Here is a 24,855-nt window from a genome sequence, read left to right on the forward strand (position 1 = left end):
CCCTTATATCCCCCCTCTTTCAGTGCTTGAAATGCCTTACGCCGGTAAACAGCATTGCTATACCTCTTTCATCGCCGGCTCTGATGGATTCCTCATCCCTCACGGAACCTCCGGGCTGAATTATGGCGGTAATTCCGGCGGCTGCCGCGGCTTCCACCACGTCCGGGAAGGGGAAGAAGGCATCCGACGCCAGTACGGCACCCCTTGCCCTTTCGCCGGCCTGAGCTATGCTCTGCCGGGTCGGCCATATGCGGTTTACCTGACCCATTCCTATTCCCACGGTGACCCTGTCTTTCGCCAGCACAATAGCGTTGGATTTAACGTGTTTTACCACCTTCCAGGCAAACATAAGATCCCTCATCTCCGCTTCGGTGGGGGGCCTTTTGGTTACAACCTTTAGGTTTTTTTCGTCAAAGTCCTTTACGTCAGGTTCCTGGACCAGCAGGCCGCCGCTCACCCTTTTGAGGTCCCAGCCGCGGTTCTGCCTTCCGGTCATATCCACTTCAAGAAGCCTCAGGTTTTTCCTGGCCTTCAGGATTTCAAGGGCGTCCGGGTTAAACCCGGGAGCTATTACGATTTCTAGGAATATCTTGGAAATTTCTTCAGCCGTAGCCGCATCAACGGGCCGGTTCAGCGCCACGATCCCGCCGAAAATGGAGACCGGATCAGCGGCGTATGCCTTTAAATAGGCTTCATGCAGATCAGCCCCGCAGGCGACTCCACAGGGATTCGTATGCTTTACCGCCACGGCACAGGGTTCTCCAAATTCGAGGACCAGGGCCAGGGCTGCGCCGGCGTCGTTTATGTTGTTGAAGGACAGTTCCTTGCCAGCCAGTTTCTTCGCCCCGGCTATGCCGGTTGGATCCCTCATATCCCTGTAAAAGGCCGCCATCTGATGGGGATTTTCCCCGTATCTGAGATCCCGCAACTTTTCAAAAGCAAGCGTAAGGTTTTTTGGAAAAACGCTTCCGGTACTTCCTTTTTCCTGTCCTTCAATGGTACCCCTTAGATATTCCGAAATCACTGCATCGTAATGGGCGGTATGTTCGAAGGCCTTTATAGCCAACTGCCTGCGAAAACTGCCGCCGACATCCCCTTTCTGTTTCAACTGATCGAGCACCACCGGGTAATCTCCGGGGTCGCATACCACTATGACGTGCTCGTGGTTTTTGGCAGCGGAGCGCAGCATGGCCGGTCCGCCTATATCTATGTTTTCAACGGCTTCTTCAAAAGTGACGCCGGGCCTTTCGATGGTTTGTTTGAACGGGTAAAGATTTACAGCCACCAGATCGATGGGCTGAATGCCGAGCTCCTCGATCTCTTTCAGGTGTATATTGTTATTCCGAAGAGCCAGTATACCGCCGTGGATTTTGGGATGAAGCGTTTTAACCCTGCCGTCGAGTATTTCTGGAAAACCGGTCACTTCCAATATCTTTGTAACTCCGACGCCGTTTTCTTCCAGAGTTTTTGCGGTTCCTCCGGTTGTGATAATTTCCACGCCCATTTCAAAAAGGCCCCTGGCAAAATCCACTACACCGGTTTTATCCGATACGGATATCAAAGCCCGCCTGATCATCAGAACTCCTCCTTTCTTATTAAAACCCTCCTGCCCACCACCTGAAGCCTGTTTTCCGCATAGAGCTTTATTGCTTCGGGCAGGAGCTCGTGTTCGACCCTTAACACTCTGGCGGCCAGACTTTCGGGGGTATCGTCGTCTTCCACCGCAACGGCCTTCTGAAGAATAATCGGCCCCGTATCGGTTCCCTCGTCCACGAAATGGACCGTGGCGCCGGTCACCTTGACCCCGTACTCCAGAGCTGCCCTGTGGACCCGAGTGCCGTAAAAACCCCTGCCGCAGAAAGATGGTATCAGTGAGGGGTGAATGTTGATTATTCTGCCGGAAAAGGCTCTTACAAAATGGAGGGAAAGCACCTTTATGAAACCGGCCAGTACCACGAGATCCACTCCTGCCCCATTTAGTAACTTAATCATCTCTTCTTCGTACTCTTCGGTACCACCGTAATCCTCCGGCCGAACGACGAAGGTCCTTATGCCGTGGTTTTTCGCCCTTTCCAGGGCGTACACCCCGTCCCTGCTGGATATGACTACCTCGACGGCGGCCTTTAAGTATCCCGATTCAATGCTGTCTATTACCGCCTGAAGATTTGTCCCGTTTCCCGAAACCAGGACTCCAAGCCTTAACGCCGGCAAAATACCACCCCACCTTCGCCTTTGCATATTTCGCCAATGTTCCAGACTTTCAATCCCCGGTTCCGGCATATTTTCAGTACTTTTTCGGCTTCATCTTCCGGTGCCACAATTACAAAACCTATACCCATATTAAAAGTCCTGTACATCTCCATTTTCTCCACATTTCCCATTTTTTGAAGGATCGAAAATATTGGCGGGATATCCCAAGACCCCTCGTTTATCCTTAATTCCAGTCCTCCGGGCAGGATACGGGGCAGGTTTTCGACAAGGCCCCCTCCGGTTATGTGGGCCATGCCGTGGATCTCCAATCCCGCCAAGTCCCTCACGACAGCAGCGTAAATTCTCGTAGGTGTCAGGAGTTCTTCGCCTACGGTCCGCCCCAGTTCATCAATGTAGGTGTTTATGGTAAGGCCCCCCCGGTCAAAAAGTATTTTTCTCGCCAGCGAGTAGCCGTTGCTGTGCAGGCCCGACGAGGTGATACCCAAGACTATATCCTTCTCTTTTATCTTCGACCCGTCGATTATCCTGTCTTTATCCGCCACTCCCACGGCAAAACCGGCCAGGTCGTACTCGTTCTCGCCGTAAAACTCCGGCATTTCGGCGGTCTCGCCGCCCACAAGGGCGCACCCGGCTTCCCTGCAACCCTGTGCCACGCCTTTCACGATGCCGGCTATCTTCTCGGGGACGAGTTTCCCGGTGGCGATATAGTCCAGGAAAAACATCGGCTCGGCGCCGTGGACCAGGATGTCGTTGACGCACATGGCCACGCAATCTATGCCTACGGTGTCGTGTTTGTCCATCATAAAAGCTATTTTGAGTTTGGTTCCCACTCCGTCCGCCCCCGACACCATCACCGGCCGCCGGTACCTTTCCACATCGAGCTCGAAGAAACCTCCGAAGCCGCCGATGTCTCCCAGAACCCCGCATCTATGGGTGGATTTGATGTGGGGCTTTATAAGTTCAACGGCCCTGTTGCCCTCATCCACATCCACCCCGGCTTCCCTGTAGGTCATCTTTTTATCCATAGGCCATCTCTCCTAACACTTTTCAAATAAATACTTCTTGCCTTCCCTGGGCACCTGCAGCGGATAATCACCGGAAAAGCAGCCGGTGCAAAAGTTATCCGCACCAAGCCCGGTGGATTTTACGAGCCCTTCGAGACTCAGATAACCCAGACTGTCGGCGCCTATGAACTTTCTTATGTCATCCACGGTGTAGCTGGCAGCTATGAGTTCCCTGCGGGTAGACGTATCTATGCCGAAATAACACGAAAACCCTATTGGGGGAGAGCTCACCCTGACGTGGACCTCTTTTGCTCCGGCGTCTTTCAGCATCTTCACTATCTGGCCGCTGGTGGTCCCCCTCACTATGGAATCGTCCACCATCACCAGACGCTTGCCCTTTATTACATCCTTCAGGGCGTTGAGCTTTAACCTCACCCCCAAGCTCCTCAACCGCTGGCTCGGCTGTATGAAGGTCCTGCCTATATACCTGTTTTTGATCAAACCAAATCCTAAGGGTATACCCGAGGCGGCGGCGAAACCCATAGCCGCCACCGTGCCGGAGTCAGGCACGCCTATAACCAGGTCCGCATCGGCCGGATGTTCAACAGCAAGGTTTCGACCGGCCTCCCAGCGGGCCGTGTGTACGTTTACCCCGTCTATGGTACTGTCCGGCCGGGCAAAATAGACGAACTCGAAGATGCAAAGGGAACGCCTCGCAGGACCCTTATACCTTACGCTCCTGAAGCCGTCCCGGTTTATTATCACTATCTCTCCCGGCTCGACATCCCTTACGAATTCAGCCCCGATGGTGTCAAAGGCGCAGCTTTCGGAGGAAATAATGTAGGAGCCGTTGTACCTCCCCAGGCCCAGGGGGCGCAAACCGTGGGGGTCCCGCACACCTATGAGGCTGTCTTCGGTCATTATAGCCAGAGCATACGACCCTCTGATCCGGTCCATGCAGCCCTTTACGGCCTTGATAAGATCCCCGGAAGCTTCCCTGGCTATGAGGAAAGCGATTACCTCGCTGTCAACGGTAGTCTGGAATACGGTGCCGCTCTCTTCAAGCTCCCGCCTGATATCATCCGCATTAACCAGATTACCGTTGTGAGCCACCGCCAGGGCCCCCTTCCTGTACTTAACCACCAGGGGTTGAGCGTTGTTCAGCGTGTTGGCCCCCGTGGTGGAGTACCGTACATGCCCGATGGCTATGTGCCCCGAAAGGCTGTCGAGAATCTTTTCGTTGAACACTTCGGATACGAGTCCCAGACCCCTGTAGTAATTGATACCTTTCCCGGAACTGACGGCGATGCCGGCGCTCTCCTGTCCCCTGTGCTGTAATGCGTAAAGGCCGTAGTATACGGTCCTGCTTATCGCCGGATCCTCATGATTTGAATATATTCCAAGAACTCCGCACGCTTCCTTGAGTTTGTCATCCATCATTCTTCAACCTTCCGTTTTATCGAATCGTGCCAGACACAGGTCATCTTTTCAAGTGAAACGCTTAGTCTACCTGTAATACTTCCATCGTTTTTGACCGTTATATCCATGCGCTCCGGGTAAACAAACCCCAGCACGGTGATCTCCACGCCCAGTTCCTCTGCCAGCTCTATTAAAGTTGAAAGGTTTTTTTGCGGTAGACTTGCGATTATCCTCGACTGGCCTTCACCGAAAAGCAGGGCGTCAGCCCTGAAACCGGTATGAATCTCACCTTTAAACCCCAGGCCGCCGGCTATACAGCTTTCGGCCAGCGCAACGGCAAGCCCCCCTTCGGATATGTCGTGGGCTGAGCTTAGAAGCCCCAGTTCAATGGCCTTCAGGCAGCACTGCTGTACCCTTTTCTCCCTCTCCAGCTCGACCCTCGGAGGCCTGCCTCCCTGAATTCCGAAAATTTGCTTCAGGTATTCGGAGGCGCCGAGTTCGTCGGTATTAAGGCCCAATAGAACCACCACATCGCCTTCTTTTTTAAAGGCCATGGTGCAATGCCTTTCCACGTCTTCCAGCAGCCCGACCATACCCACCACGGGAGTCGGGAAAACGGCCCTTTCTTTCGTCTCATTGTAAAAGCTCACGTTGCCGCTTATAACCGGGGTGCCCAGGGCTTTTGCTGCATCGGAAATACCGTCTATGCATTTTTCGAACTGGTAAAATATCTCGGGTTTTTCCGGGGTGCCGAAATTAAGGCAGTCGGTTACGGCTAAAGGTCGGGCGCCGCTCACTACCAGATTTCGTGCGGCTTCGGCCACCGCCTGCTTGCCCCCCTCGTAAGGATCCAGGTAGCAGTAAAGTCCGTTGCAGTCCGTCGTCAGGGCGATTCCCTTGCGGGTGCCTTTTATCCTTAGCACGGCCGCGTCGGAACCGGGAGATACCACTGTGTCGGTGCGGACGGTGTGGTCGTACTGTTGGTAAACCCAGGCTTTGCTAGCGATATTTGGGGAGGAAAGAAGCCTCAAAAGCACTTCATTTAGATTCGAGGGCATTTCCAACCTGGAGTAATCTATATCCGTATTGTCTATATAAGCCGGCCTCCTGCCTTCCCGCTTCATCACCGGCGCACCATCCGCCAGAGACTTGACCGGAACTTCGGCTGCCACCCGGCCGCTTTCCAGCACCCTCAGCATGCCGTCGCCAGTCACCGTGCCTATTTTTACGGCGTGCAGGTCCCATTTTTCGAAGATCTTCTGTACATCCTCTTCATGCCCCTTCTCCACTATGACCAGCATGCGCTCCTGGGATTCCGAAAGCATTACTTCATACGGCGTCATCCCTTCCTCCCGCCTGGGAACCAGGGCTACGTCCAGCTCTATACCCGTGCCCGCCCTGGCGGCCGTCTCCGAACAGGCGGAAGTCAAGCCGGCGGCACCCAGGTCCTGAATTCCCACAACCCACCTGTTCTTCCGTAGTTCAAGGCAGGCCTCCAAAAGCAGCTTTTCCATAAACGGATCTCCCACCTGCACCGACGGCCGCTTCGAGGTGGAATCCTCCGAAAGCTCTTCGGAAGCGAAACTGGCCCCGTGGATGCCGTCCCGGCCCGTGGCCGAACCCACCAGCATCACCGAATTGCCCACGCCTGCAGCTCTCCCCCTGACGATCTCTTCGTGGCGGATTATTCCCACGCACATGGCGTTGACCAGGGGATTATCCCTATATGCTTCGTTGAAGTAAACTTCACCGCCTACGGTGGGTATTCCCATGCAGTTGCCGTAATCGGCTATGCCCGAAACCACGCCTTTCAATAGATATTTTACCCTGGGGTCGTCCGGTTCGCCGAATCTCAGGGAATCCAGCAGGGCTACCGGCCTTGCTCCCATTGCGAATATGTCGCGAATTATTCCTCCCACACCGGTGGTGGCACCCTGATAGGGTTCCACCGCCGACGGATGGTTGTGGCTTTCAATCTTCATTACCACTGCCAGATTATCGCCTATATCGACAATGCCGGCATTCTCACCCGGCCCCTGGAGCACGTGGCCCCCCTCGGTGGGAAATCGTTTCAGCACCGGCCTGGAATTTTTATAGCTGCAGTGCTCGGACCACATGACGCCGTACATGCCCAGTTCCACGTTATTGGGCTCCCGCCCCAGCGTCTTTACGATTTCCTCGTACTCGTAGTCCGACAGCCCCAGTTTTTTTGCATCATCCCTGCCTGCCACTCTTTACCCTCCCCTCGAAGTAATCCAGGATCGACTCGAAGAGCTTTCTGCCGCCGGTGTTTCCCAGAATCTCTTCGGCACAACGCTCCGGATGGGGCATCATGCCGAGGATATTCTTGCCTTCATTGAGTATGCCCGCAATGTTTTCAAGGGAACCGTTGGGGTTGGCATCGCCGGTCACCATGCCGTTCCTGTCGCAGTAGTAAAACGCGATCCTGCCTTCGGCCTTCAACCTTTCTATAGTTTCCCTGCCGGCGTAGTAATTGCCCTCCCCGTGGGCTATGGGCATTCTTACGACCTCACCCCGCCTGTACAGGTTCGTAAAGGGCGTATCCACGGTCCCGACTTTCAGATACACATCGTGACAGTGAAATTTAAGATCCTCGTTTCTCATCATGGCTCCGGGCAGAAGGCCGGACTCCAGGAGGATCTGAAACCCGTTGCATATACCCAGGATCAGCTTTCCTTTTTCGGCTGCCCTGTAGACGCTGGCCATGGCCGGCGAAAACCTGGCAATCGCCCCGACCCTGAGGTAATCTCCGTAGGAGAAGCCCCCCGGCAGTATTATCAGATCAAAATCGTCCGGTGAGAAGCGATCTTTGTGAAATACGTACTCGGCAGGCTGCCCCAGGACGTTCCTCCACACGTGATAGCAGTCGATATCGCAGTTTGAGCCGGGAAAAACGATAACAGCGCACTTCATAAGTTTTCCTCCGCTATCTCAAAAGTGAAGTCTTCGATAACCGGATTCGCCAGGAGCTTCTCGCACATCTCCCGAACGGCCCGGTCCGCGGCTTCCCTGTCTTCTGCTTCTAAAGTTATCTCTATCAGTTTTCCGGCGCGCACGTCTTTCACTCCCTTGAATCCCAGTTGATTTAAAGCCCCTTTGATGGCGGTGCCCTGCGGGTCGAGCACGCCGGGCTTAAACCTCACGTGAATTCTTGCAAGATACATCACAATTCCTCCATCGATTTTAATTTTAGGGGGTAACAGCCCAGTGCCTTCGTGTCTTGGCCGCTACCATGCTATAAAATTTTCATACTTTAACCCTGCTCAGTATTTCCTTATAGGCTTCCTCTACCCGGCCCAGATCCCTGCGGAAGCGGTCCTTGTCCAGTTTTTCCCGGGTCTTTGCATCCCAGAAGCGGCACGTATCGGGTGATATTTCATCGGCCAGGAGTATTTCGCCGCCGAATCTCCCGAATTCCAGCTTAAAATCCACCAGGACAATGCCCTTATTTATAAGGTACTCCTTTAAAATCTCGTTGACCCTGAAGGAGGTTTCTTCGATGAATCTGATCTCATCTTCTGCGGCAAGGTCCATCGCCAGGACGTGGTAAGTGTTTATCATGGGATCGCCAAGCTCGTCGCTTTTATAACAGAATTCGAGCACCGGCCTTTTGAGCTCCAATCCTTCTTCTAATCCAAGCCTTTTCGCCATGCTTCCCGCAGCGATGTTTCTCACGATAACCTCCAGCGGCAGGATATTCACCGCTTTGACCAGCATTTCTCTATCGCTCAAAAGCTTTACAAAGTGGGTTTTTATACCGTTTTTTTCGAGAAGCTCGAATAACACCGCCGAAATTTTATTGTTGAGTTCGCCTTTGTCCCGGATGGTCCCCCTCTTTTGTCCGTTGAAGGCCGTAGCATCGTCCTTGAACTCCATCACGAACAGCTTCTCATCGTCGGTGCGGTATACCCTTTTTGCCTTGCCTTCGTAAACCATGGCCGTTTTTTTCATACATTCTTCACCTCATCCTTTATTTTTTCATCTTTTACCACTACTTCCCGGGCCATGCTCTCCCTGTATTCTTTAAGCTTTGCCTTCAAGCCCGGGTCATTCAAAGCCATTATTTCCACAGCCAACAGGGCCGCGTTCTTCGCGCCGTCGATCGCCACGGTGGCCACAGGTACACCCGGGGGCATCTGGACTATTGAAAGCAGGGCATCCAAGCCGTCAAGGGCACTCGACTTTATCGGAACCCCTATGACCGGAAGCGTGGTAAGGGCGGCTATAACACCGGGCAGATGGGCCGCCTTTCCCGCTCCAGCGATAACCACGCTGAAACCTTGGGTTTCGGCGTTTTTTGCGAACTCCATCGCCCGCTCGGGGGTACGGTGAGCCGAAATCACCGAAACCTCAAACTCCACCCCGAACTTCCTTAAAATATTCAGAGCATCCTTCATAACACCATAGTCGGAATCGCTGCCCATTAAAATTGCCACCTTTTTATTTTCCATATTGTCCCCCTCGTTCTCATAAAAATAAAAGGTAGAGAGGAAACTCTCTACCTAAAGAAGCCATAAAGGGTTCAGGGTAATAGCCGGCCAACCCTTATAGCCAGGACGGTTTACGGCCGCCCGGTAGAGACTTCCAGGCCCTATTCCTGGAATTATATAAGGGACTTGCTCTTTTATTAAATTTGTTCACAACTCTACTTACATAATATCATATATCCCTTCAATAATCAACAGTTTTTCCGAACATTTATAACGTATACTGTTGATATCGTACGTATCTTAATTAAAATACCGGCCGTTCAAGGCCGGTCTTATATTTCCTTCAAAAAAGCACTGATTCTCTCTACTGCCTCTTCGAGGTTTGCCATCGAAGCAGCATAGGCTATTCTTATAAAGCCCTGGCCGGTCTCCCCGAAGGCGCTGCCGGGAACCACAGCCACCTTTTTCTCCTTCAGGAGCCTCTCGGCGAATTCCTCCGACGAAAGGCCGGTATTTATTATAGACGGGAAAATGTAAAAGGCGCCCTTCGGTTCGAAGCACTCAAGCCCCATATTTTTCAAGCTGTTAAAAAGGTAGATCCGCCTTTTGTCATACTCGCTGCGCATAAGTTCTATATCGGCGTCACCGTTTCTCAGAGCTTCTATGGCCGCATACTGTCCCATGGTGGGAGCGCAGGTCACACTGTACTGGTGGACTTTCAGCATTTCCGCCGCCAGGCCCTGAGGAGCCGCGATGTATCCGAGCCTCCAGCCGGTCATCGCATAGGCCTTTGAAAAGCCGTTTATAGTCACCGTTCTCTCGCGCATTCCCGGAATCGTCGCAAAAGCCGTGTGCCTGACGCCGTAGGTGAGCTCTGCGTATATCTCATCGGTAACCACGATGAGATCGTGCTTTTCGGCAATTCGAGCGATGTCCTCCAGCTGTTTGCGGTTCATGACCGCTCCTGTAGGGTTATTGGGATAAGGCAGTATCAGTACCTTTGACCTGGGGGTTATGTACCTTTCCAGTATATCGGGTTTCAGGACGAATTCGTCCTCCTGATGGGTAGGCACGGAAACCGGCCTGCCCCCTGCGAGAATCGTGCAGGGTTTATACGCTACAAAAGAGGGTTCGGGGATGAGCACTTCGTCCCCCGGGTTTAACAACGTCCTCAAGGCCACGTCGATTGCTTCACTGGCGCCTATCGTGACTATTATTTCCGTTTCCGGAGCGTACTGAAGCCCGAAACGGCGTTTCAGATAATCAGCTATCGCGCGGCGAAGTTCCATCAGGCCGGGATTGGGAGTATAGGAAGTTTTTCCCTCGTCGAGAGCCCTTTTCGCCGCACCGCATATGTGGGAAGGAGTGACGAAATCGGGCTCTCCTATGCACAGGGATATTGCTTCAGGCATCTGGCTTACCAGATTAAAAAAATGCCTGATGGTGGAAATCCGGACTTCTTTAACACTTTCCGATACGTATTTTTTGTAATCCACGGAAACTCCTCTCCCTTCTTTTGTGACGCGTAACAGCAGTCACCTGCCGTTACGCAGCAAATCAAGATTTATTTCTATCGTATTCATATGCATAATAGCGGCACAAATCTTTCAGAACGCAATTTTGACATTTTGGTTTCCTGGCCGTGCAGACGCGCCGCCCGTGATTGATAAGCCAGTGATGGGCCCTTATCCAGTATTCCCTTGGTACCTTTACAGTCAGGTCCTTTTCAACACCCAGGGGATCCTTTCTGTCGGAAAAACCCAGGCGCCTGGCCACCCTGAACACATGGGTATCCACCGCAAAGGCCGGTTTCCCAAAGGCGTTGGCCAGAATTACGTTGGCGGTCTTACGGCCCACGCCTGGCAGTTTAATGAGCTCGTCAAATTCATCCGGGACTCGGCCGCCGTATTTTTCCATGATTATACGGGAAGTCTCGATTATGTTTTTGCTCTTGCTCCTGAAGAGGCCGCACTCCTTTATGTCTTCCTCCAGTTCATGGCGCTTGGCGCCGGTAAAGTCTTCCGGTCCTTTATATTTTTTGAAAAGCTTCGCGGTGACCTGATTTACCCGCCGGTCGGTGCACTGGGCGGAAAGTATTGTGGCCACGAGGAGCTGGAACGGGTTCTCGTATCTCAGGGCCGTGGTCGCTTTCGGATAAGACTCCTCAAGCAGGGCAAGTATCTTCCGGATGCGCTCTTTTTCCTCTTCGCTGATCCGAATATTGCCGTTTAAATCCTTTTCCCTCATAGCCATCCCTATCTTCAGCCATTTTCTTTGCTCATTTCTTTTAAAATCTCTATCTCTTTTTTGTAGTTTTCCATACCCCCGGGGGTCTCCAGCAAAAAGGGCCTGCCTTTTAAGGCAGGGTGAGTTATAACTCTTTTTACGGTTTCAAGGCCGAGTAGCCCTTCGCCCAGGTTGGCATGCCGGTCCTTACGGCTGGCCAAACCGAATTTACTGTCGTTCAGGTGCACAGCTTTAATTTTATCTAGCCCCAGCACCCGGTCAAATTCCTTCAGGACCTCGTCTAGGCGGTCCTTAACATCATATCCGGCACCGTAAAGGTGGCAGGTGTCTATGCACACACCGAAGGCATGGGGAATTCCGGTTTTATCCATTATATCGTACAACTGCTCAAAGGTATATCCCACCTCGCTGCCCGAACCGGCCATAGTCTCTAAAAGCACCATCACCTTTTCCTCGCCCGTAACGACCTCTTTTAAGACCGACGCAATTCTTTCAATACCTGCTTCCACTCCGTCACCCAGGTGGCTTCCCGGATGTATCACGAGGTATGGAGCTCCCACCTTTTCAAGCCTCTCCAGGTCTTCCCTTAGCACCCTCCTTGTGAAATCCGCCGTCTCCTTTTTATTAGCCGCCATGTTCACGGTGTAGGGCGCGTGGGCCACCATGGGCCCGAAGTTTTCCTTCTCCCGCAGTTGTAAGGACTTTTTGACATCGATTTCGTCAAGGGCCTTAACGGCGCCTCCCCGCGGATTCCGGGTGAAAAACTGAAGGGTGTTGGCTCCGATGGAGAGGGCTTCTTTCAATGCATTTTGGTAACCCTTTGAAATCGATATATGGGCGCCGAAAAGCATTGCAAATTCTCCTTTCCTCATTTGCTCTGCACCTGTTCGTATACCCTGATGAAGTTCTTCCCTAATATTTTTTCGATATCTTCATCGGAGTAACCTCGGTATACGAGGCCACGGGTAATATTCCAAAACTTTTCACAGGATTCCAATCCTGGAACCTCACCGCTAAAACCGTCGAAGTCGGAACCAAGGCCGGCACAGTCCACTCCTCCGATGTTGACTATATAATCGATGGCGTCCAGTGCCTTTTCCAGGTTCCCTCCTTCACCGCCGTAGCTAGCAAAGTAAAAGCTCACTCCGATAACTCCGCCTTTTTCCGCTACGGCCTTAATCTGGTTGTCATCAAGGTTCCTTGGTATATCCATGAATTTCCTCGGAAGCGAGTGGGAGACGATGACCGGCTTTGTGGCCGTTTCCATGGCATCCCAAAAACCCCGGGGGGATATGTGGGCCAGGTCTACAATCATTCCCAGCCTCTCCATTTCCTTTATAACCTCGACTCCAAAACTCGAAAGGCCTCCTCCGCTCCTGATATCGCCCGCACCGTCGGCAATCGGGTTTCTATTGTTCCAGGTCAGAATCAGCGAGGAAACTCCCAGTTCCCGGTATATTTCAATCATATCAAGGTCTCCCTGAAGGGCTTCACCGCCTTCTATACTTATCAATGCAGCGATCTTCCCTTCCGCCGCAGCTTTTTTAATGTCACCGGCGGACCTGGCCAGGATCACGTCCCCAGCGTTTTTCTCGAACTCGCGCTTTAAGGCGGCAATCCCTTTTAGCGTAGCGTGGACCGCATCGCCGTACCATTCGGGCCGTACGAACACCGAAAATACCTGGGCTTTAATTCCCCCGCCTTTGAGCCTGGGTATATTTATATGACCCTCCTGCGACCTTTCTCCGAGAGTTCGCTTGCCGTCTAACACCTGAAGGATGGTGTCGCAGTGGGCGTCGAAAACGATGCTCTCCCTGTGGAGCCTCAAGGCTCTCTGTTCTTGTTCTTCGCTAAGCTGAAACACGGAATTATAACTCCCCTCTCTCTCCGGGTTATTAACTTATATTTTAACTTAATTAATTCGATTTTTCTATATATAAATCATTGACACTATTCTTCTATCAAAAAAGTTATCTATTTGTAACTGAATTAACTTGGACGTCAGCAGCGACCGCTTACTAATATGTGACAAAATATATAAAAAACCCCTTAACCCCCTTAACGGGGCGAGAGGTTTTCCCTTAATATATATGAATCCCATCGAGCTTTAATTGCGATAAGCGGATATCGGGAGTCCCCAAACATCTACCGGCGACAAACTCCCCGTGACAATCCGAACCGCCGGTCACCAAGAGATTATTCGATTTGCATATTTCAAGACAGTATCGGGTGATTTCTGGACTATTCTCAGGATGATAGCATTCTATACCTCTAATCCCCTCGCCGATCATGAATGCAATTAAAGCCTTATAATCCTTATCATAAAACGATGCACCCGGGTGTGCTAATACCGGAACCCCTCCGGCCATGCAAATCGCTTTTATCGCTTCGCCGGGAGAAGCAAATTCGAGTTTTTCAAAAGGATTTCCCCAGTCGTTGAATAAATTGAAAAAGTCTTTATAGCTTCTGCATAACTTTTTATCGATCAAGTAATTTAAAGCTTTCCATCCTCCTCTCTCCGGATTATTTTTATATTTTTTATATTCATCGAAACAAACAATCGGAAACTTCCTTTCGAGATATTTTATGCTTTCATCATCCTTTTCCTCCATTAATTCTCGGTTTCTTTTCAGTAGCGTCTGCAGCTCTTTGTTTTCAGGTTGGATTCCCAAACCCAGAATATGATAATTCCGGTTGTTATAAGTAGTATTAACCTCCACTCCATTTATAAATTTGAGCCCATGTTTCTTAGCTAATGCAGCGGTTTCATCAAGATTTTCCGTGGTATCATGGTCCGTTACGGCAAAAAGTTTAATACCTGCGCTTAGCAGCTTTTTTAGCAGGGTTTTTGGTCTCCAAGTGCCATCGGAAGCTGTTGTATGAATGTGCAAATCCACTTTTATATCGTCAGTTTTCCATTCCCCATAAAACGTATTGTTCACTTATTAATCCTCCGATTTCCTAAGATAAGCGTTTTACAGTCAGATCAACCGAAATATAAATAGCCCCAAAACCAAAAAGAGAAGAAGGAAAAAAAAGCTAAAGGGCGAATCAATTATCATCATACACAAATTTAAAGCAACAAGCAATACTAATACCTCAATTCAAAAAACAGGCCGTATAATAGATGAACAGTTATTTTACAGTGCTCGTTTTAAAGTCGTATCCGAATTACCCATGGTTGAAACATTTTCTCTTAACCAGCCGTTATATGACGTTATTATATGATATATTATTAGGGAGTGCTTTTTTCGTATTTTTCTGGTGACGCATAACAGTATTGAAGTCTATTTTCAAGAGGAGGGAAATATTTTGAACGAGGTCATCAATGTCATAAAAACCCGCAGGAGCATCCGGCGGTTCAGGCCGGAACAGATAAAGGAGGAGGAAATACAAACGATCATCGAGGCAGCGATCCACGCCCCCAGCGGACACAACGAGCAGCCCTGGCATTTTACCGTAATACAGGATAGGGAACTTATAGACCACTTCAGCCGTGTGACGAAAAAGGTCATGGCCGAATCGGAAATAGAATGGATAGCGGCCATGGGACGCAATGAGAAACTGCACATTTTTTACAATGCGCCCACGATAATCGTGGTATCGGGCAGGAAGAATTCATATTCCGCCCTGATCGATTGCAGCGCTGCCACGCAGAACATGCTGCTGGCCGCCCACAGCCTCGGACTGGGTTCGTGCTGGATAGGCCTGACCAGTTTTCTGTTTAAAATTGAGGAAGAGGTGAAAAAACTTTCGCTGCCGGACGGGTACGAGCCATATTTCACCGTGGCCCTGGGCTATCCTGACCCAGCAAAGCAACCGCGCCCCATTGAAAGAAGAAGGAACGTCGTAAACTACATAAGGTAACGCCAAAGCATTAAACTTGACCGTGAATGAAATCAAAAAGGCCCGGGATCGTTATATGTTCAGCTAACTCATAGCCATAATGATCACTTGGATGATGTATAAAAATTCATGGGGGGTCATATATGTTAAGAACCAACATTGAAAAAACGGTAATTCAATCGGTTCAGGGAAAAATCCATCATCCCATTGCCGCATCACCTTTTAGAATAGGATATGATGGAAGCGTAAATATACTGCCGGCTACCGGAGGTATTACATACAATGTGAGCCTCGGCGACCCCGCTTTCGGGTTGTCCGGCGACCATATAGAACCGGGCGTTTCCATTAGAAACGAAGATAAAAACGAAAACAATGCCCTCATGATGCTGTCATGCATCGGAAATGATGCAAGGGTAGTAACCGGCGACGCAAAAGGTGCAAAAGGGGTTGTTATAGGAAAACACGGAGGAATCGAGCACGTCATTCTCCAATTTAAAAAAGAAGACATGGAAAAAATGGCGGTAGATGATAAAATACTCATCAAAGCCTGGGGACAGGGTCTAAAACTTCTCGACTACCCTGAGATCGTGGTAATGAACATTGATCCCCGCCTGTTCTTAAACATACCTATAATTGAAGAAAACGGCATACTTAAAGTCCCCGTAGTTGCCGAAGCCCCGGCACACCTTATGGGTTCGGGCCTCGGTGCGGCGACAGCTTTCAGCGGAGACTACGATATAATGACCGGCGACAAAGACGAAATCTTAAATCTTGGCCTTGACCAGTTAAGATTCGGCGATTTGGTTTTACTGAAAGATTGCGACAACACCTACGGAAGAGGATATTTAAAAGGAGCCGTAACCATCGGCATAGTAATACACAGCGATTGCGTCAAGATGGGTCACGGACCGGGCATCACCACCATCATGACCTGCAAAACAACCAAAATTAAAGGAATAATAGATAAGAACGCTAATATAATGAATTATATCGATTATTTGAATTTGGAATAGGTTTTTCTGCCAATAAATAAAGAGTCTTTTAAGAGACTCTCAGATTGTAGACAAACACCGCTTTTTGGATACACAGCCTAAAAGCGGTGTTTTTTTCCCTCTATAATAACCATTATGTATGATCAGTGTACTCCCACCAAATTATTGTCAATGCATAGCAAACTGCACAAGTAAAAGCCAATATCAAATAGCTCCATATGTTCAATAGACTTTTAAACTCACCAAGAGCACCGCTGTATAAGCCGGGAATTAACCAGGGGAAGTAATAACGTAGATTGGTAATAGCAATAAATTGATCCAAAATCAAAGTTAACACTAAAAAACCTAAAGCTGCTAAATAACCTTTACTCCACAATGCAAAAAGTGAAATCGGTGTACCTAATGCCATAGCTAATAAAGCAGTGATAAAATAGATCTTGATGTTTTCATAGAAAACTTTATACTCCCAATTAGTTAAGTTCAATGCTTTCCCTATTATAATCCCTAAAATTAAATTAGAAATTGCTAAACTAGAACACCAGATAATATAAACAAAAAGTTTCGCATTTAATATTTTAGCACGAGAAACCGGCAATGAGAGTAAATCTCTCACCGTTCTGTCCACGTACTCCCTTCCAAAGATATAACTTGCAACAAAACCGAACACTATTATTCCTCCAAATCCTACCACTTGCGATAAAAAAGAAAAATAAGAATTCCAATCGGCAGAAAAGGTCAGTATAGCGGCTTTAGAACTTATAATTCCTAATTTATGAGTTAATATTGGGTTTTGCAAAATTATTATCATAAGGCAGCCCATAATGGGTCCCAAAGCGAAAGCAGCAAAACTAATCCATATTGCGTTCGAATGCTTTAGTTTCAATAGTTCCGCAATAAATGCTCTTTTTAGCCCCTTCATACATTAACCCTCCTCGTTGCTTATGGTTCTTATGAAGAAGGATTCCAAATCCTCTTCAAAAACATATAAGGTTCTTGGAGGCAAACCGGCATTAACCAAACATTTACAAATAATTTCAGGATCACTTATTGCTTTGTAATCGTATATTTCAATCATCCTTCATCATTAATACTTGAAAAAATACTATTATTTTTTAGCAATTCTACAGCTTTCATATTATCACGAGTTTCTACTATTAATTTCTTTAAAACCTGTTGCTCTAATTGTTCCGATTCTAATTCTTTAATAAGCCTGCCCTTATGTATAATGCCGATTTTTGTGGCCAATTTAGCAATCTCGTTTAAGATATGACTGGAAATAAAAATAGTGGTTCCTCGTTTAGAAAGTTCTACAAGTATCTGCCGAATCTCTATAATCCCCGCCGGGTCCAATCCATTCATAGGTTCGTCTAAAATGAGTAGTTTGGGTTCATGCATTAGTGCTTTTGCCAATCCCAATCGCTGTAGATTGCCCAATGATAGATATTTGGCCTTAGTATTTCGATAATCCGAGAGTTTTAATCTTTCAATAACGTTGTCTATTAACTTGTTATCGGTTAATTTTCGTAAATGAAAATACACTTCAAGGTTTTCTCTAACCGTAAGGTTAGGATATGAATGAGTAGTTTCGACTAAGTATCCCACATTATTCCACTGATTAAAATTTTTACTTATATCTTTTCCAAACAGCAACACAGTCCCCTGTGTTGGCTTTATCATTCCGAGTAACATTCGTATCGTAGTAGTTTTCCCGGCACCATTTAACCCTAAGAAACCATATATTTCTCCAGGCTCTATTTTAAGTGAAATATTATTAACCGCAATCAAATTCCTAAATTTTTTTGTGAAATTATGCACCTCGATTACTTTCATTTTTCAATCCTCCATTCCAATTGTCATTCCCCTTAAATATCTGTTCTGCCAATCCTGTAACCAACAGCTTTATAGCTTCGTGATAATATTCACCTATTTGTTTTTCATACAATGTTGTAATAAAAACCGCTCTTAAAGCTGCTGAAATAGTATTAATATCACCGCTCTCCTCGATTTCCAATACCTTTAGCAGGTTTTTTATAAAGATAGAATCAAAAGAGTGATGTTTTTTAATCACTTCATCCGGCAGCTTTCTCAAAATAATCTCTATTTCATTGCCTTGGATAAGATTAATCAAAGAAGAATTTTTTACGAGCACAAATGCTTCAAAAATAGCATCAATAAATTTGGTTTTAGGGTCAGAATCTTTTTTAGACAGATTTTCCATTAATTGACTCAATATTGCGTGCTGAATCTTTTCTACAACTTCAAAAAATAACATCTCTTTTGAACCGTAAAATATATAAAACGCTCCCTTTGAAATTCCTGCCATTTTAGTGAGTTGTTCCACGCTGGTTTTCTTAACCCCAAATTTCTGCAAACACTCTTCAGCTGCGGCTAGTAATCTACTCTTAATTAGAGCTTTTTCCCTTTCAGAAAACGCAGCAGGCATTATATACCTCCTTTTAAAATATATGACCATTTTTATATTCACGGTCATATTGTATCATTGTTTATATAAAATATCAACGAATAACTTACATTGCCGGGTATTATCACCATCATAACCTGCAAAACAACTAAAATTAAACCTCCGCTGTATAAAATTATCCGGCCGGGACAAAAATATCCTTAAACAATAATGAAGGATCGGAGCAGAACCATGATTTCGACCGTGAATACCAACATAGAGGATATCCCCCAGATATCCAAGGAAATGAAACTCATAGAAAGGGAACTAATGCGGGTGATCGAGGAAAGCGATGAACCGGTCCGCGGTATACTGAGAGACTTCTTCGCCGGTGGAAAGCGGCTCAGGCCCAAGCTAGTACTGCTTTCGGGACTTTGCTTTTCTCCTGTAAACACGAAAATGATCTATTCGGCCGTAGCCGCCGAATTGATACATACCGCGTCTCTGATACACGACGATGTGATAGACCGGTCCGATTACAGGCGAAACCGCCCCACAATAAATTATGTTTACGGCAACCATACTGCCGTCCTTGCCGGTGACTTCGTTTTCGCCAAAGCTTTTGAAGTGCTCTGCAGGTACAACCTGAATCGATGCATGGGGTACCTGGTTGACGCCATCCAGGAAATGTGCGCGGGCGAGATCATGCAGGCTCGTGATAGTCCGGACAAAACGGTTGATGAAGATCACTATTTCAGGACCATAGAAAAAAAAACGGCGTCGCTTATCGCAGCCTGCTGCAAATCAGGCGCCGACTGCGGCAAAGCCGGTGAGGTGCAGATAGAAAAAATGGGGCTTTTCGGCCTGTATCTGGGTTACGCCTTCCAGATAGTAGACGATATACTGGACGTAACCGGCGATACAAGCGAGATGGGAAAACCCGTAGCCCACGACCTGGAAGAGGGAAAAATAACCCTGCCCTATATATATCTTCTGCAGGACAGCGTGTTGGGGGCTAAATACCGGGATATTCTGTCGGACAGAAAACTGGCGGCCGGTATGAAGGCCCAGATCATCCGTGATCTCAAGCAGTCGGCTGCTATCACGAAGACCTATGCAAAGGCTGAAGAATGCGTTAAAAAGGCCAGAGAAATCTTGGACGGGCTGCCCGATTCAATTTACAAGGAGATATTGACAGACCTTTCCGGGAAGGTAATAAAAAGGAACAGGTGATCAAAGCCTGTTCGTTTTTCTTAGCTGGGAGCAAACACCGTGCATCAACCTGGCATAATATCCGCACCAGTTTAAGAGCTCCGCCGTGACCAGCTTGCGCCCGCCGGTGTAGGCTTTCGGATCCGACAGGTACATGGCCATGAGGCCGTCCACGACCGTGCTGTGAAAAACGGGATATCTTAATTTTGCCGATTCTTCCAGGGAATTTTGGTAAAACAACTTCAACCGTTCTAAACATTTTATCTCATTGGTGTAGTAACTTACGAAATTCAGATCGCCGCCATCCTTATCCTCATCCAAGTCGATGTAATAGTCCAGCAGGATGTGCAGGCCGCAGATCCAGGGAAAATACGATTGAAATATTTTCCAGGCCTCAAGGTTGTCCAGTTCCGGATCGGCGGCAGCCGCCACCAGCATGAAAATTCCCAGCGTAGAACCCGCGGCTGCGGAAAACTCCCACCCGCTGATTTCGGGAAAGTAATCCAGGTAGTTGCTGAACCACCCGGCCATTCTGCATTCCCTGATTTCCGGCGCCAGGTGTTTGTATACCTGTAGGTCCGAGTAAAGCCTCGCCAGAAAGAGAATCTTCTCCCTTATTATGGTATAAGAGGGCAGAGTGGATACAAATTTTTTGCACTCACTGACCAATAACGTAAGGTACCCGCCATCGTTTCTGTAAGGGTAATACTTGTAATAATCGTTGTAACTCTCCCCCGGAAGCAGGGCATCGATCATGGCCAGGTGAAGCTGCCTGAAAGCCTCTTCTTCCATAACTCCTGCCCTATCGCATAAATTGTCCAGGTAATCGCTAATTGTCTGGTATGATACTATGAAATGAACCATGTCCTTTTGCGAAACACCGGGGTACAGAGCGTATACGCTGCCGCCCTGGCAATGAAACTTCTTTTTCTTTATGCTCTCCAGGGCCTGGCGGCTTAACACCGGATCCGGAATTCTTTCCGCAAGGCTGGTATACTTTTTTAGTTCGACATCTACTATCGGAAATATCCTGTTAATAAATTTATACAGAAGGCTGAAACGGTAAAAGCAGTCTTTCAGAACCATAGATCCTCCGGAAAGTCGTTATTCTCCTTCCTATTATTTGCCAATATAGGGTTAAATATAATTTTACTTCAAAAACTTTACGGAGGAGCAGCTTTTTACAGTTTTTAAATTATAAAAAAGCAGCTTAAATTCAATAATATTAATTGTAAACTCAGAAGTCAGGAGTGTTTTTATGCTGAAAAGACAGGTCGCATTTTTCCTCCTAATATTTAATTTTGTGCTTTTTTCATCCCCCGTCGCCGCCGATACCGGTTCTTCCCGCAAGCTGGCGGTTATGATTGTGCTGGACCGCATAAACCTGGAGGACCTGGATGGAGATTATCCGAACATCCACGGGCTTATGGACCGGGGTGTCACTGCCCTAATGAACACCAGGACTGCCGGTTATTACGATCCCGCCAGCTGCTACCTTACTCTCGGAGCCGGAACCAGAGCCCATGCCGGCGGCAAAGGCAAAGAGGCCCTGATGGCCTTCGAAGAATATAAAGTCGCGGACGCAGGCAGCACCTTTGAAATGTTCACCGGTATTGCCGTGCCCCGCAGTGCCATAGTGGAACTGGATATTCCCGCCATAATTTCGGAAAGCAAAAAACAGAACCACGAGATAATACCGGGGCTCCTGGGGGAGCTCTTGAAAAACAACGGCATACCCGTATCAATTCTGGGTAACGCGGACACGCCTTCGGAAAAAAACAGGCTGGCGGCACTGATAGCAATGGATACTACCGGTGTAGTATACTCGGGGTATGTGGGCGGGGATCTCAACAAAAAAGACGGCAAAAGCCCTTTTTTCGTAAAAACCGACTACGAAAAACTTTACGCGAAATTTGATGAATTAAAGGAAAAGGGCGGTCTTATAGTAATCCAGCTGGGCGATACCGTCAGAGCCAACGACTGCATCAACCTCGTTACGCCGGAAGTGTACGAACACTATCGGAGGAAGGCTCTGAAGGAGGCCGACGAATTCATCGGAAGGGTAGCGGCGGCTATGGACCTTAAAAAGGACCTGCTGATGATCGTAACGCCATTCCCGTCCCACCGGGGGTACGCAGAACGCAACCTGCTCACTCCGTTCATAGCCGCCGGCCCCAAGATGGCCCCGGGCCTGGCGCGATCCGCCACCACCCGCCGACCCGGCATAATCTCAAACATCGACATTGCCCCTACGGTGCTGGCTTTTTTCCGAATCCCGGTACCGGCGGTGATGCTGGGCAATCCCGTGGAAAGTATAGATTTTTCAGGGACCTACGATTACCTCCTCGATACCAACAGGAAAGCGATTTATACATACGTCCAAAGACCCTATCTTATAAAGTCGTATGTAGCCATGCAGATAGCGGTCTCCATAGCATTCCTGCTGTTCATTTACTTTAAAAGGAACTGGCTCGCTTTCGCGAAGCCATTTATCCTTGCAAACATGGCGGTACCGCTGGTTTTCCTTGTGCTTCCGCTGTTTCCGGGGGAAACTTTGTTTTACAGGTACGCCTGGACCTTTATCATCACCGCGGCAGCAGTGTCCATCGCTATTAGCTTTAAAAGTACCCTTGGCTCCATTGCTTTTATATGCCTGCTCACTGCATCGGCAATAACCGCCGACCTGGTATCCGGTGCACGGCTTTTAGGAACTTCGGTACTGGGACATGATCCTCTGGCGGGGGCCCGCTATTACGGCCTGGGCAACGAATACATGGGCGTACTCGTAGGTTCGACCGCCATCGGTATTACCGCTCTTCTGGACGAAATTAAGATTAAAAATCGCCTCACGTCGCTTGCAGTAGGCCTTTTCGTATTCGGCTTACTCTTTTACCTCATATCATCCCCGTTTTTCGGAAGCAACGTGGGCGGGGCTATCAGCGCCTACGGAGCCTTTTTGACCACTCTGATTTTGCTTTCCGGCTCAAGGCTTAACCTGAGGACCTTCGGCGGCATTGGGGCCGGGATGGCGGTTATGATCGCGCTCCTGTTTTTCTGGGCAACCGTAGCAGGTCCGCCCAGTCATATCAGCCAGACGGTGGCGCTGATGAAAGAAATGGGAATAGAGCCTGTATTCTCGATAATAACCCGGAAACTCTCTATGAATTACAGGTTGTTCAGATACACACCCTGGACCCGGGCGCTCATCACAACCATCGCGGTCATAATTTCCCTTTCTTTCAGGCCTCCCGATACCATGAAGAAAATTTTCAGCAAGTACCGGCAGCTTTACGCCGGATTTTTAGGTGCCAGCGTCGGTTGCATTCTGGCGTTTATTTTCAACGATTCAGGTATCGTAGCAGCAGGAACCATGGCAATTTTCCTGGGGTTGCCGGTTTTGCTGCTGATAGCCGAAGAAATAACAGTTCACCGGCAGGTCGATTGAAATGCAGAAGATAAAACTCCTAGAACTGGTCCGGGACTCCGAAGGTGGCATGAAGCGCCACGTGGAACAGCTCCTTTGGGGTTTCGATAAAGCTAAATTCGACATATTCCTCGCCCTTTCGGACGACAACCCGGATACCTGGAATCTGGAGAAATTAAACGTAAAAGTCCACAGCATTAAACTGGGGGACCGACGTAGCCCAATAGCGGTGTGTAAATCCCTTTTTGACATCGTTAAGCTTATCAAAAAAGAGGGGATAGAAATAATACACGCCCATGGGCTGGCCGGGGCTATAATGGGCACTACTGCCGCCTTTTCCGCCGGCACCCCCGCAATCGTAACCACGGTGCACAATTTCCCGAAAAACACTTTTTTAAGCCGCACTGCGGGGTATTTGTTGAGGTACAATCACAAAATAATAACCGTGTCGTACCGGATGGCTCGTGAGATCAGCAGAATGTGGGGCATTCCCCCGGGAAAAATCGAGGTCATCTACAACGGTGTAGACCCCTATCTTATTGCAAAATACCAAGGGAACGACGATGAATGCCGGCAAAAACCCGTAGCGATTCTGAACATATCCCGCCTCATCCCCGAAAAGGGAGTTGACGTATTCCTCAAGGCCTGCGCCATCCTGGTCGAAAGGTTTTCCGGCGAGGACATAGAAACAGTTTTTTATATAGCCGGAAACGGCCCTCTGGAACGGGAGCTCAAGGATCTGGCAAAAGGCCTGGGGCTGGAAGGAAGGGTGAATTTCCTGGGGTTCTGCTGGGATATATACCGGATAGTGGGCAATTCAGATATGCTGGTGCTCTCCTCGCGCAGCGAGGGTTTGAGCCTTTCGCTGCTGGAGGCCATGGCCATGGGAAAGCCGGTCATAGCAACGGACGTTGGGGGAAATCCGGAAATAGTAAAACACGGGGTAACCGGCATACTGGTGCCGCCCGATAACCCCCGTGCCCTTGCGGAAGCCATGGAATACGTTATAAGAAACCCCGGTGATGCGGGGAAAATGGCCCGGACAGCCCACCGAATGGTAATGGAACACTTCACCCATGAGCACATGATAGAGGCCGTACAGAATCTCTTTATTTCCTTGGTAAATCAGAGTGGATAGAACTTTGTTAAATTTTTATTGATCTTTTCTCCAGTTTATGTTATTATAATCGTAGCATGAAAATCTGAAAAAGTAACATCTTCGGGAGGCTGCCATGGCGGATACCACTAGATTCGGAATTTCCATGAGCCAGGACTTACTGGATAAATTCGACAGAATGATACAGAAAAAAGGCTATACCAACCGTTCGGAAGCTCTGAGGGACCTGGTAAGAAACGCCCTCATAGAAGACATGTGGGAAAAAGACACCGGTACCCTCGCCGGCACCATAACAATTATTTACGACCACAACAGCCACGGAATTACCGACACCCTTACCCACATGCAGCATCACTTTCATCACCTGATAATATCCACCGTACACGTGCACTTCGATGAAAAAAACTGCTTGGAAGTCCTCATAGTAAAGGGCATGGCGCAAGAGATTAAAAAACTCCACGAAAAACTTTCTTCCCTGAAGGGCGTAAAACATTCCAGGCTGTCCGTAACGGGCATTATTTGATTTACGGC

The 24,855-nt window shown here is 48.6% G+C and carries 24 protein-coding genes and 1 riboswitch; of the genes, 6 read left to right on the forward strand and 18 right to left on the reverse strand.

What is annotated here, in order from left to right:
• Positions 1-19: 19 nt before the first annotated feature.
• The 14 genes from purH to LZ11_RS01815 all read right to left on the reverse strand — a co-directional run bounded on the left by purH (position 20) and on the right by LZ11_RS01815 (position 14,274).
• Positions 20-1,576 (reverse strand): bifunctional phosphoribosylaminoimidazolecarboxamide formyltransferase/IMP cyclohydrolase, encoded by a 1,557-nt coding sequence (gene purH / locus LZ11_RS01750; RefSeq protein WP_148866067.1) that lies wholly within the window; start codon positions 1,574-1,576, stop codon positions 20-22.
• Entirely contained in the window at positions 1,576-2,238 is a 663-nt protein-coding gene (gene purN, locus LZ11_RS01755; protein ID WP_148866069.1) for a phosphoribosylglycinamide formyltransferase, read from the reverse strand. Before purN ends, purH begins: the two co-directional genes overlap by 1 nt.
• Positions 2,199-3,236, reverse strand: a complete 1,038-nt coding sequence (gene purM, locus LZ11_RS01760; RefSeq protein ID WP_148866071.1) for a phosphoribosylformylglycinamidine cyclo-ligase — start codon at positions 3,234-3,236, stop codon at positions 2,199-2,201. Before purM ends, purN begins: the two co-directional genes overlap by 40 nt.
• Positions 3,237-3,248: 12 nt before the next feature.
• On the reverse strand, positions 3,249-4,652 hold the full coding sequence (purF, locus tag LZ11_RS01765; RefSeq protein ID WP_148866200.1) for an amidophosphoribosyltransferase: 1,404 nt from the start codon (positions 4,650-4,652) through the stop codon (positions 3,249-3,251).
• Complete coding sequence (gene purL, locus LZ11_RS01770; RefSeq protein ID WP_148866073.1) at positions 4,652-6,865, reverse strand: phosphoribosylformylglycinamidine synthase subunit PurL; 2,214 nt, start codon at positions 6,863-6,865, stop codon at positions 4,652-4,654. The genes purF and purL overlap by 1 nt, the downstream gene beginning before the upstream one ends.
• Positions 6,849-7,568 carry a phosphoribosylformylglycinamidine synthase subunit PurQ gene (purQ, locus tag LZ11_RS01775; RefSeq protein ID WP_148866075.1) on the reverse strand — a complete coding sequence of 240 codons (720 nt, stop codon included), beginning with the start codon at positions 7,566-7,568 and terminating at the stop codon, positions 6,849-6,851. Before purQ ends, purL begins: the two co-directional genes overlap by 17 nt.
• On the reverse strand, positions 7,565-7,819 hold the full coding sequence (purS, locus tag LZ11_RS01780) for a phosphoribosylformylglycinamidine synthase subunit PurS (RefSeq protein ID WP_148866077.1): 255 nt from the start codon (positions 7,817-7,819) through the stop codon (positions 7,565-7,567). The genes purQ and purS overlap by 4 nt, the downstream gene beginning before the upstream one ends.
• Positions 7,820-7,901: 82 nt before the next feature.
• Positions 7,902-8,606, reverse strand: coding sequence for a phosphoribosylaminoimidazolesuccinocarboxamide synthase (purC, locus tag LZ11_RS01785; protein ID WP_148866079.1), 705 nt, complete (start codon positions 8,604-8,606; stop codon positions 7,902-7,904).
• Complete coding sequence (purE, locus tag LZ11_RS01790; RefSeq protein WP_148866081.1) at positions 8,603-9,106, reverse strand: 5-(carboxyamino)imidazole ribonucleotide mutase; 504 nt, start codon at positions 9,104-9,106, stop codon at positions 8,603-8,605. The genes purC and purE overlap by 4 nt, the downstream gene beginning before the upstream one ends.
• Before the next feature lie 77 nt (positions 9,107-9,183).
• A riboswitch (purine riboswitch) is annotated at positions 9,184-9,286 on the reverse strand.
• A gap of 131 nt (positions 9,287-9,417) precedes the next feature.
• Positions 9,418-10,581: an aminotransferase class I/II-fold pyridoxal phosphate-dependent enzyme gene (locus LZ11_RS01795; protein WP_148866083.1), complete on the reverse strand. Its 1,164-nt coding sequence runs from the start codon at positions 10,579-10,581 to the stop codon at positions 9,418-9,420.
• A gap of 61 nt (positions 10,582-10,642) precedes the next feature.
• Positions 10,643-11,332, reverse strand: coding sequence for an endonuclease III (gene nth, locus LZ11_RS01800; protein ID WP_148866085.1), 690 nt, complete (start codon positions 11,330-11,332; stop codon positions 10,643-10,645).
• 14 nt (positions 11,333-11,346) lie between these two features.
• A complete protein-coding gene (locus tag LZ11_RS01805; RefSeq protein WP_246110672.1) occupies positions 11,347-12,204 on the reverse strand; it encodes a deoxyribonuclease IV in 858 nt (285 codons plus the stop codon).
• Positions 12,201-13,196 carry a dipeptidase gene (locus LZ11_RS01810; RefSeq protein ID WP_148866087.1) on the reverse strand — a complete coding sequence of 332 codons (996 nt, stop codon included), beginning with the start codon at positions 13,194-13,196 and terminating at the stop codon, positions 12,201-12,203. The genes LZ11_RS01805 and LZ11_RS01810 overlap by 4 nt, the downstream gene beginning before the upstream one ends.
• 217 nt (positions 13,197-13,413) lie before the next feature.
• A complete protein-coding gene (locus LZ11_RS01815; protein ID WP_148866089.1) occupies positions 13,414-14,274 on the reverse strand; it encodes a PHP domain-containing protein in 861 nt (286 codons plus the stop codon).
• Between the two features lie 370 nt (positions 14,275-14,644).
• Here LZ11_RS01815 and LZ11_RS01820 point away from each other — a divergent pair, with 370 nt between their 5' ends.
• Together LZ11_RS01820 and LZ11_RS01825 are read left to right on the forward strand one after the other, a co-directional pair.
• Positions 14,645-15,199, forward strand: coding sequence for a nitroreductase family protein (locus LZ11_RS01820; RefSeq protein ID WP_148866091.1), 555 nt, complete (start codon positions 14,645-14,647; stop codon positions 15,197-15,199).
• 122 nt (positions 15,200-15,321) lie between these two features.
• Entirely contained in the window at positions 15,322-16,191 is an 870-nt protein-coding gene (locus LZ11_RS01825) for a DUF4438 domain-containing protein (RefSeq protein ID WP_148866093.1), read from the forward strand.
• A gap of 112 nt (positions 16,192-16,303) precedes the next feature.
• Here LZ11_RS01825 and LZ11_RS01830 read toward each other — a convergent pair whose 3' ends face one another.
• The 3 genes from LZ11_RS01830 to LZ11_RS01840 form a co-directional block, all read right to left on the reverse strand.
• Positions 16,304-17,089, reverse strand: a complete 786-nt coding sequence (locus tag LZ11_RS01830; RefSeq protein WP_148866094.1) for an ABC transporter permease — start codon at positions 17,087-17,089, stop codon at positions 16,304-16,306.
• 152 nt (positions 17,090-17,241) lie between these two features.
• On the reverse strand, positions 17,242-18,000 hold the full coding sequence (locus LZ11_RS01835) for an ABC transporter ATP-binding protein (RefSeq protein WP_222927145.1): 759 nt from the start codon (positions 17,998-18,000) through the stop codon (positions 17,242-17,244).
• Positions 17,978-18,613, reverse strand: a complete 636-nt coding sequence (locus LZ11_RS01840; protein ID WP_170240257.1) for a TetR/AcrR family transcriptional regulator — start codon at positions 18,611-18,613, stop codon at positions 17,978-17,980. The genes LZ11_RS01835 and LZ11_RS01840 overlap by 23 nt, the downstream gene beginning before the upstream one ends.
• 210 nt (positions 18,614-18,823) lie before the next feature.
• Between LZ11_RS01840 and LZ11_RS01845 the strand changes: the two genes are divergently transcribed.
• Positions 18,824-19,804 carry a polyprenyl synthetase family protein gene (locus LZ11_RS01845; protein WP_170240258.1) on the forward strand — a complete coding sequence of 327 codons (981 nt, stop codon included), beginning with the start codon at positions 18,824-18,826 and terminating at the stop codon, positions 19,802-19,804.
• Here LZ11_RS01845 and LZ11_RS01850 read toward each other — a convergent pair whose 3' ends face one another.
• Entirely contained in the window at positions 19,805-20,869 is a 1,065-nt protein-coding gene (locus LZ11_RS01850) for a tetraprenyl-beta-curcumene synthase family protein (protein WP_170240259.1), read from the reverse strand.
• A gap of 172 nt (positions 20,870-21,041) precedes the next feature.
• Between LZ11_RS01850 and LZ11_RS01855 the strand changes: the two genes are divergently transcribed.
• The 3 genes from LZ11_RS01855 to nikR all read left to right on the forward strand — a co-directional run bounded on the left by LZ11_RS01855 (position 21,042) and on the right by nikR (position 24,847).
• Positions 21,042-23,228 carry an alkaline phosphatase family protein gene (locus tag LZ11_RS01855; protein ID WP_148866099.1) on the forward strand — a complete coding sequence of 729 codons (2,187 nt, stop codon included), beginning with the start codon at positions 21,042-21,044 and terminating at the stop codon, positions 23,226-23,228.
• A gap of 1 nt (position 23,229) precedes the next feature.
• Positions 23,230-24,345 (forward strand): glycosyltransferase family 4 protein, encoded by a 1,116-nt coding sequence (locus LZ11_RS01860; protein ID WP_148866101.1) that lies wholly within the window; start codon positions 23,230-23,232, stop codon positions 24,343-24,345.
• 94 nt (positions 24,346-24,439) lie between these two features.
• Complete coding sequence (nikR, locus tag LZ11_RS01865) at positions 24,440-24,847, forward strand: nickel-responsive transcriptional regulator NikR (protein WP_148866103.1); 408 nt, start codon at positions 24,440-24,442, stop codon at positions 24,845-24,847.
• The last annotated feature ends 8 nt before the right edge of the window (positions 24,848-24,855 follow it).

This window comes from Thermosediminibacter litoriperuensis (genome assembly GCF_008124715.1).
Classification (GTDB): Bacteria; Bacillota; Thermosediminibacteria; order Thermosediminibacterales; family Thermosediminibacteraceae; genus Thermosediminibacter; species Thermosediminibacter litoriperuensis.

Excerpts from the sequence above, each read along its gene's own strand:
- nth (WP_148866085.1), bottom strand. The coding sequence starts at position 11,332 with ATGAGGGAAAAGGATTTAAACGGCAATATTCGGATCAGCGAAGAGGAA.
- purN (WP_148866069.1), bottom strand. The coding sequence starts at position 2,238 with ATGCAAAGGCGAAGGTGGGGTGGTATTTTGCCGGCGTTAAGGCTTGGA.
- purM (WP_148866071.1), bottom strand. The coding sequence starts at position 3,236 with ATGGATAAAAAGATGACCTACAGGGAAGCCGGGGTGGATGTGGATGAG.
- purE (WP_148866081.1), bottom strand. The coding sequence starts at position 9,106 with ATGGAAAATAAAAAGGTGGCAATTTTAATGGGCAGCGATTCCGACTAT.
- purH (WP_148866067.1), bottom strand. The coding sequence starts at position 1,576 with ATGATCAGGCGGGCTTTGATATCCGTATCGGATAAAACCGGTGTAGTG.
- purS (WP_148866077.1), bottom strand. The coding sequence starts at position 7,819 with ATGTATCTTGCAAGAATTCACGTGAGGTTTAAGCCCGGCGTGCTCGAC.
- purF (WP_148866200.1), bottom strand. The coding sequence starts at position 4,652 with ATGGATGACAAACTCAAGGAAGCGTGCGGAGTTCTTGGAATATATTCA.
- LZ11_RS01825 (WP_148866093.1), top strand. The coding sequence starts at position 15,322 with ATGTTAAGAACCAACATTGAAAAAACGGTAATTCAATCGGTTCAGGGA.
- nikR (WP_148866103.1), top strand. The coding sequence starts at position 24,440 with ATGGCGGATACCACTAGATTCGGAATTTCCATGAGCCAGGACTTACTG.
- LZ11_RS01840 (WP_170240257.1), bottom strand. The coding sequence starts at position 18,613 with ATGCCTGCTGCGTTTTCTGAAAGGGAAAAAGCTCTAATTAAGAGTAGA.
- LZ11_RS01855 (WP_148866099.1), top strand. The coding sequence starts at position 21,042 with ATGCTGAAAAGACAGGTCGCATTTTTCCTCCTAATATTTAATTTTGTG.
- LZ11_RS01860 (WP_148866101.1), top strand. The coding sequence starts at position 23,230 with ATGCAGAAGATAAAACTCCTAGAACTGGTCCGGGACTCCGAAGGTGGC.
- LZ11_RS01830 (WP_148866094.1), bottom strand. The coding sequence starts at position 17,089 with ATGAAGGGGCTAAAAAGAGCATTTATTGCGGAACTATTGAAACTAAAG.
- purC (WP_148866079.1), bottom strand. The coding sequence starts at position 8,606 with ATGAAAAAAACGGCCATGGTTTACGAAGGCAAGGCAAAAAGGGTATAC.
- LZ11_RS01805 (WP_246110672.1), bottom strand. The coding sequence starts at position 12,204 with ATGAGGAAAGGAGAATTTGCAATGCTTTTCGGCGCCCATATATCGATT.
- purQ (WP_148866075.1), bottom strand. The coding sequence starts at position 7,568 with ATGAAGTGCGCTGTTATCGTTTTTCCCGGCTCAAACTGCGATATCGAC.
- LZ11_RS01850 (WP_170240259.1), bottom strand. The coding sequence starts at position 20,869 with ATGGTTCTGAAAGACTGCTTTTACCGTTTCAGCCTTCTGTATAAATTT.
- LZ11_RS01845 (WP_170240258.1), top strand. The coding sequence starts at position 18,824 with ATGATTTCGACCGTGAATACCAACATAGAGGATATCCCCCAGATATCC.
- LZ11_RS01835 (WP_222927145.1), bottom strand. The coding sequence starts at position 18,000 with ATGAAAGTAATCGAGGTGCATAATTTCACAAAAAAATTTAGGAATTTG.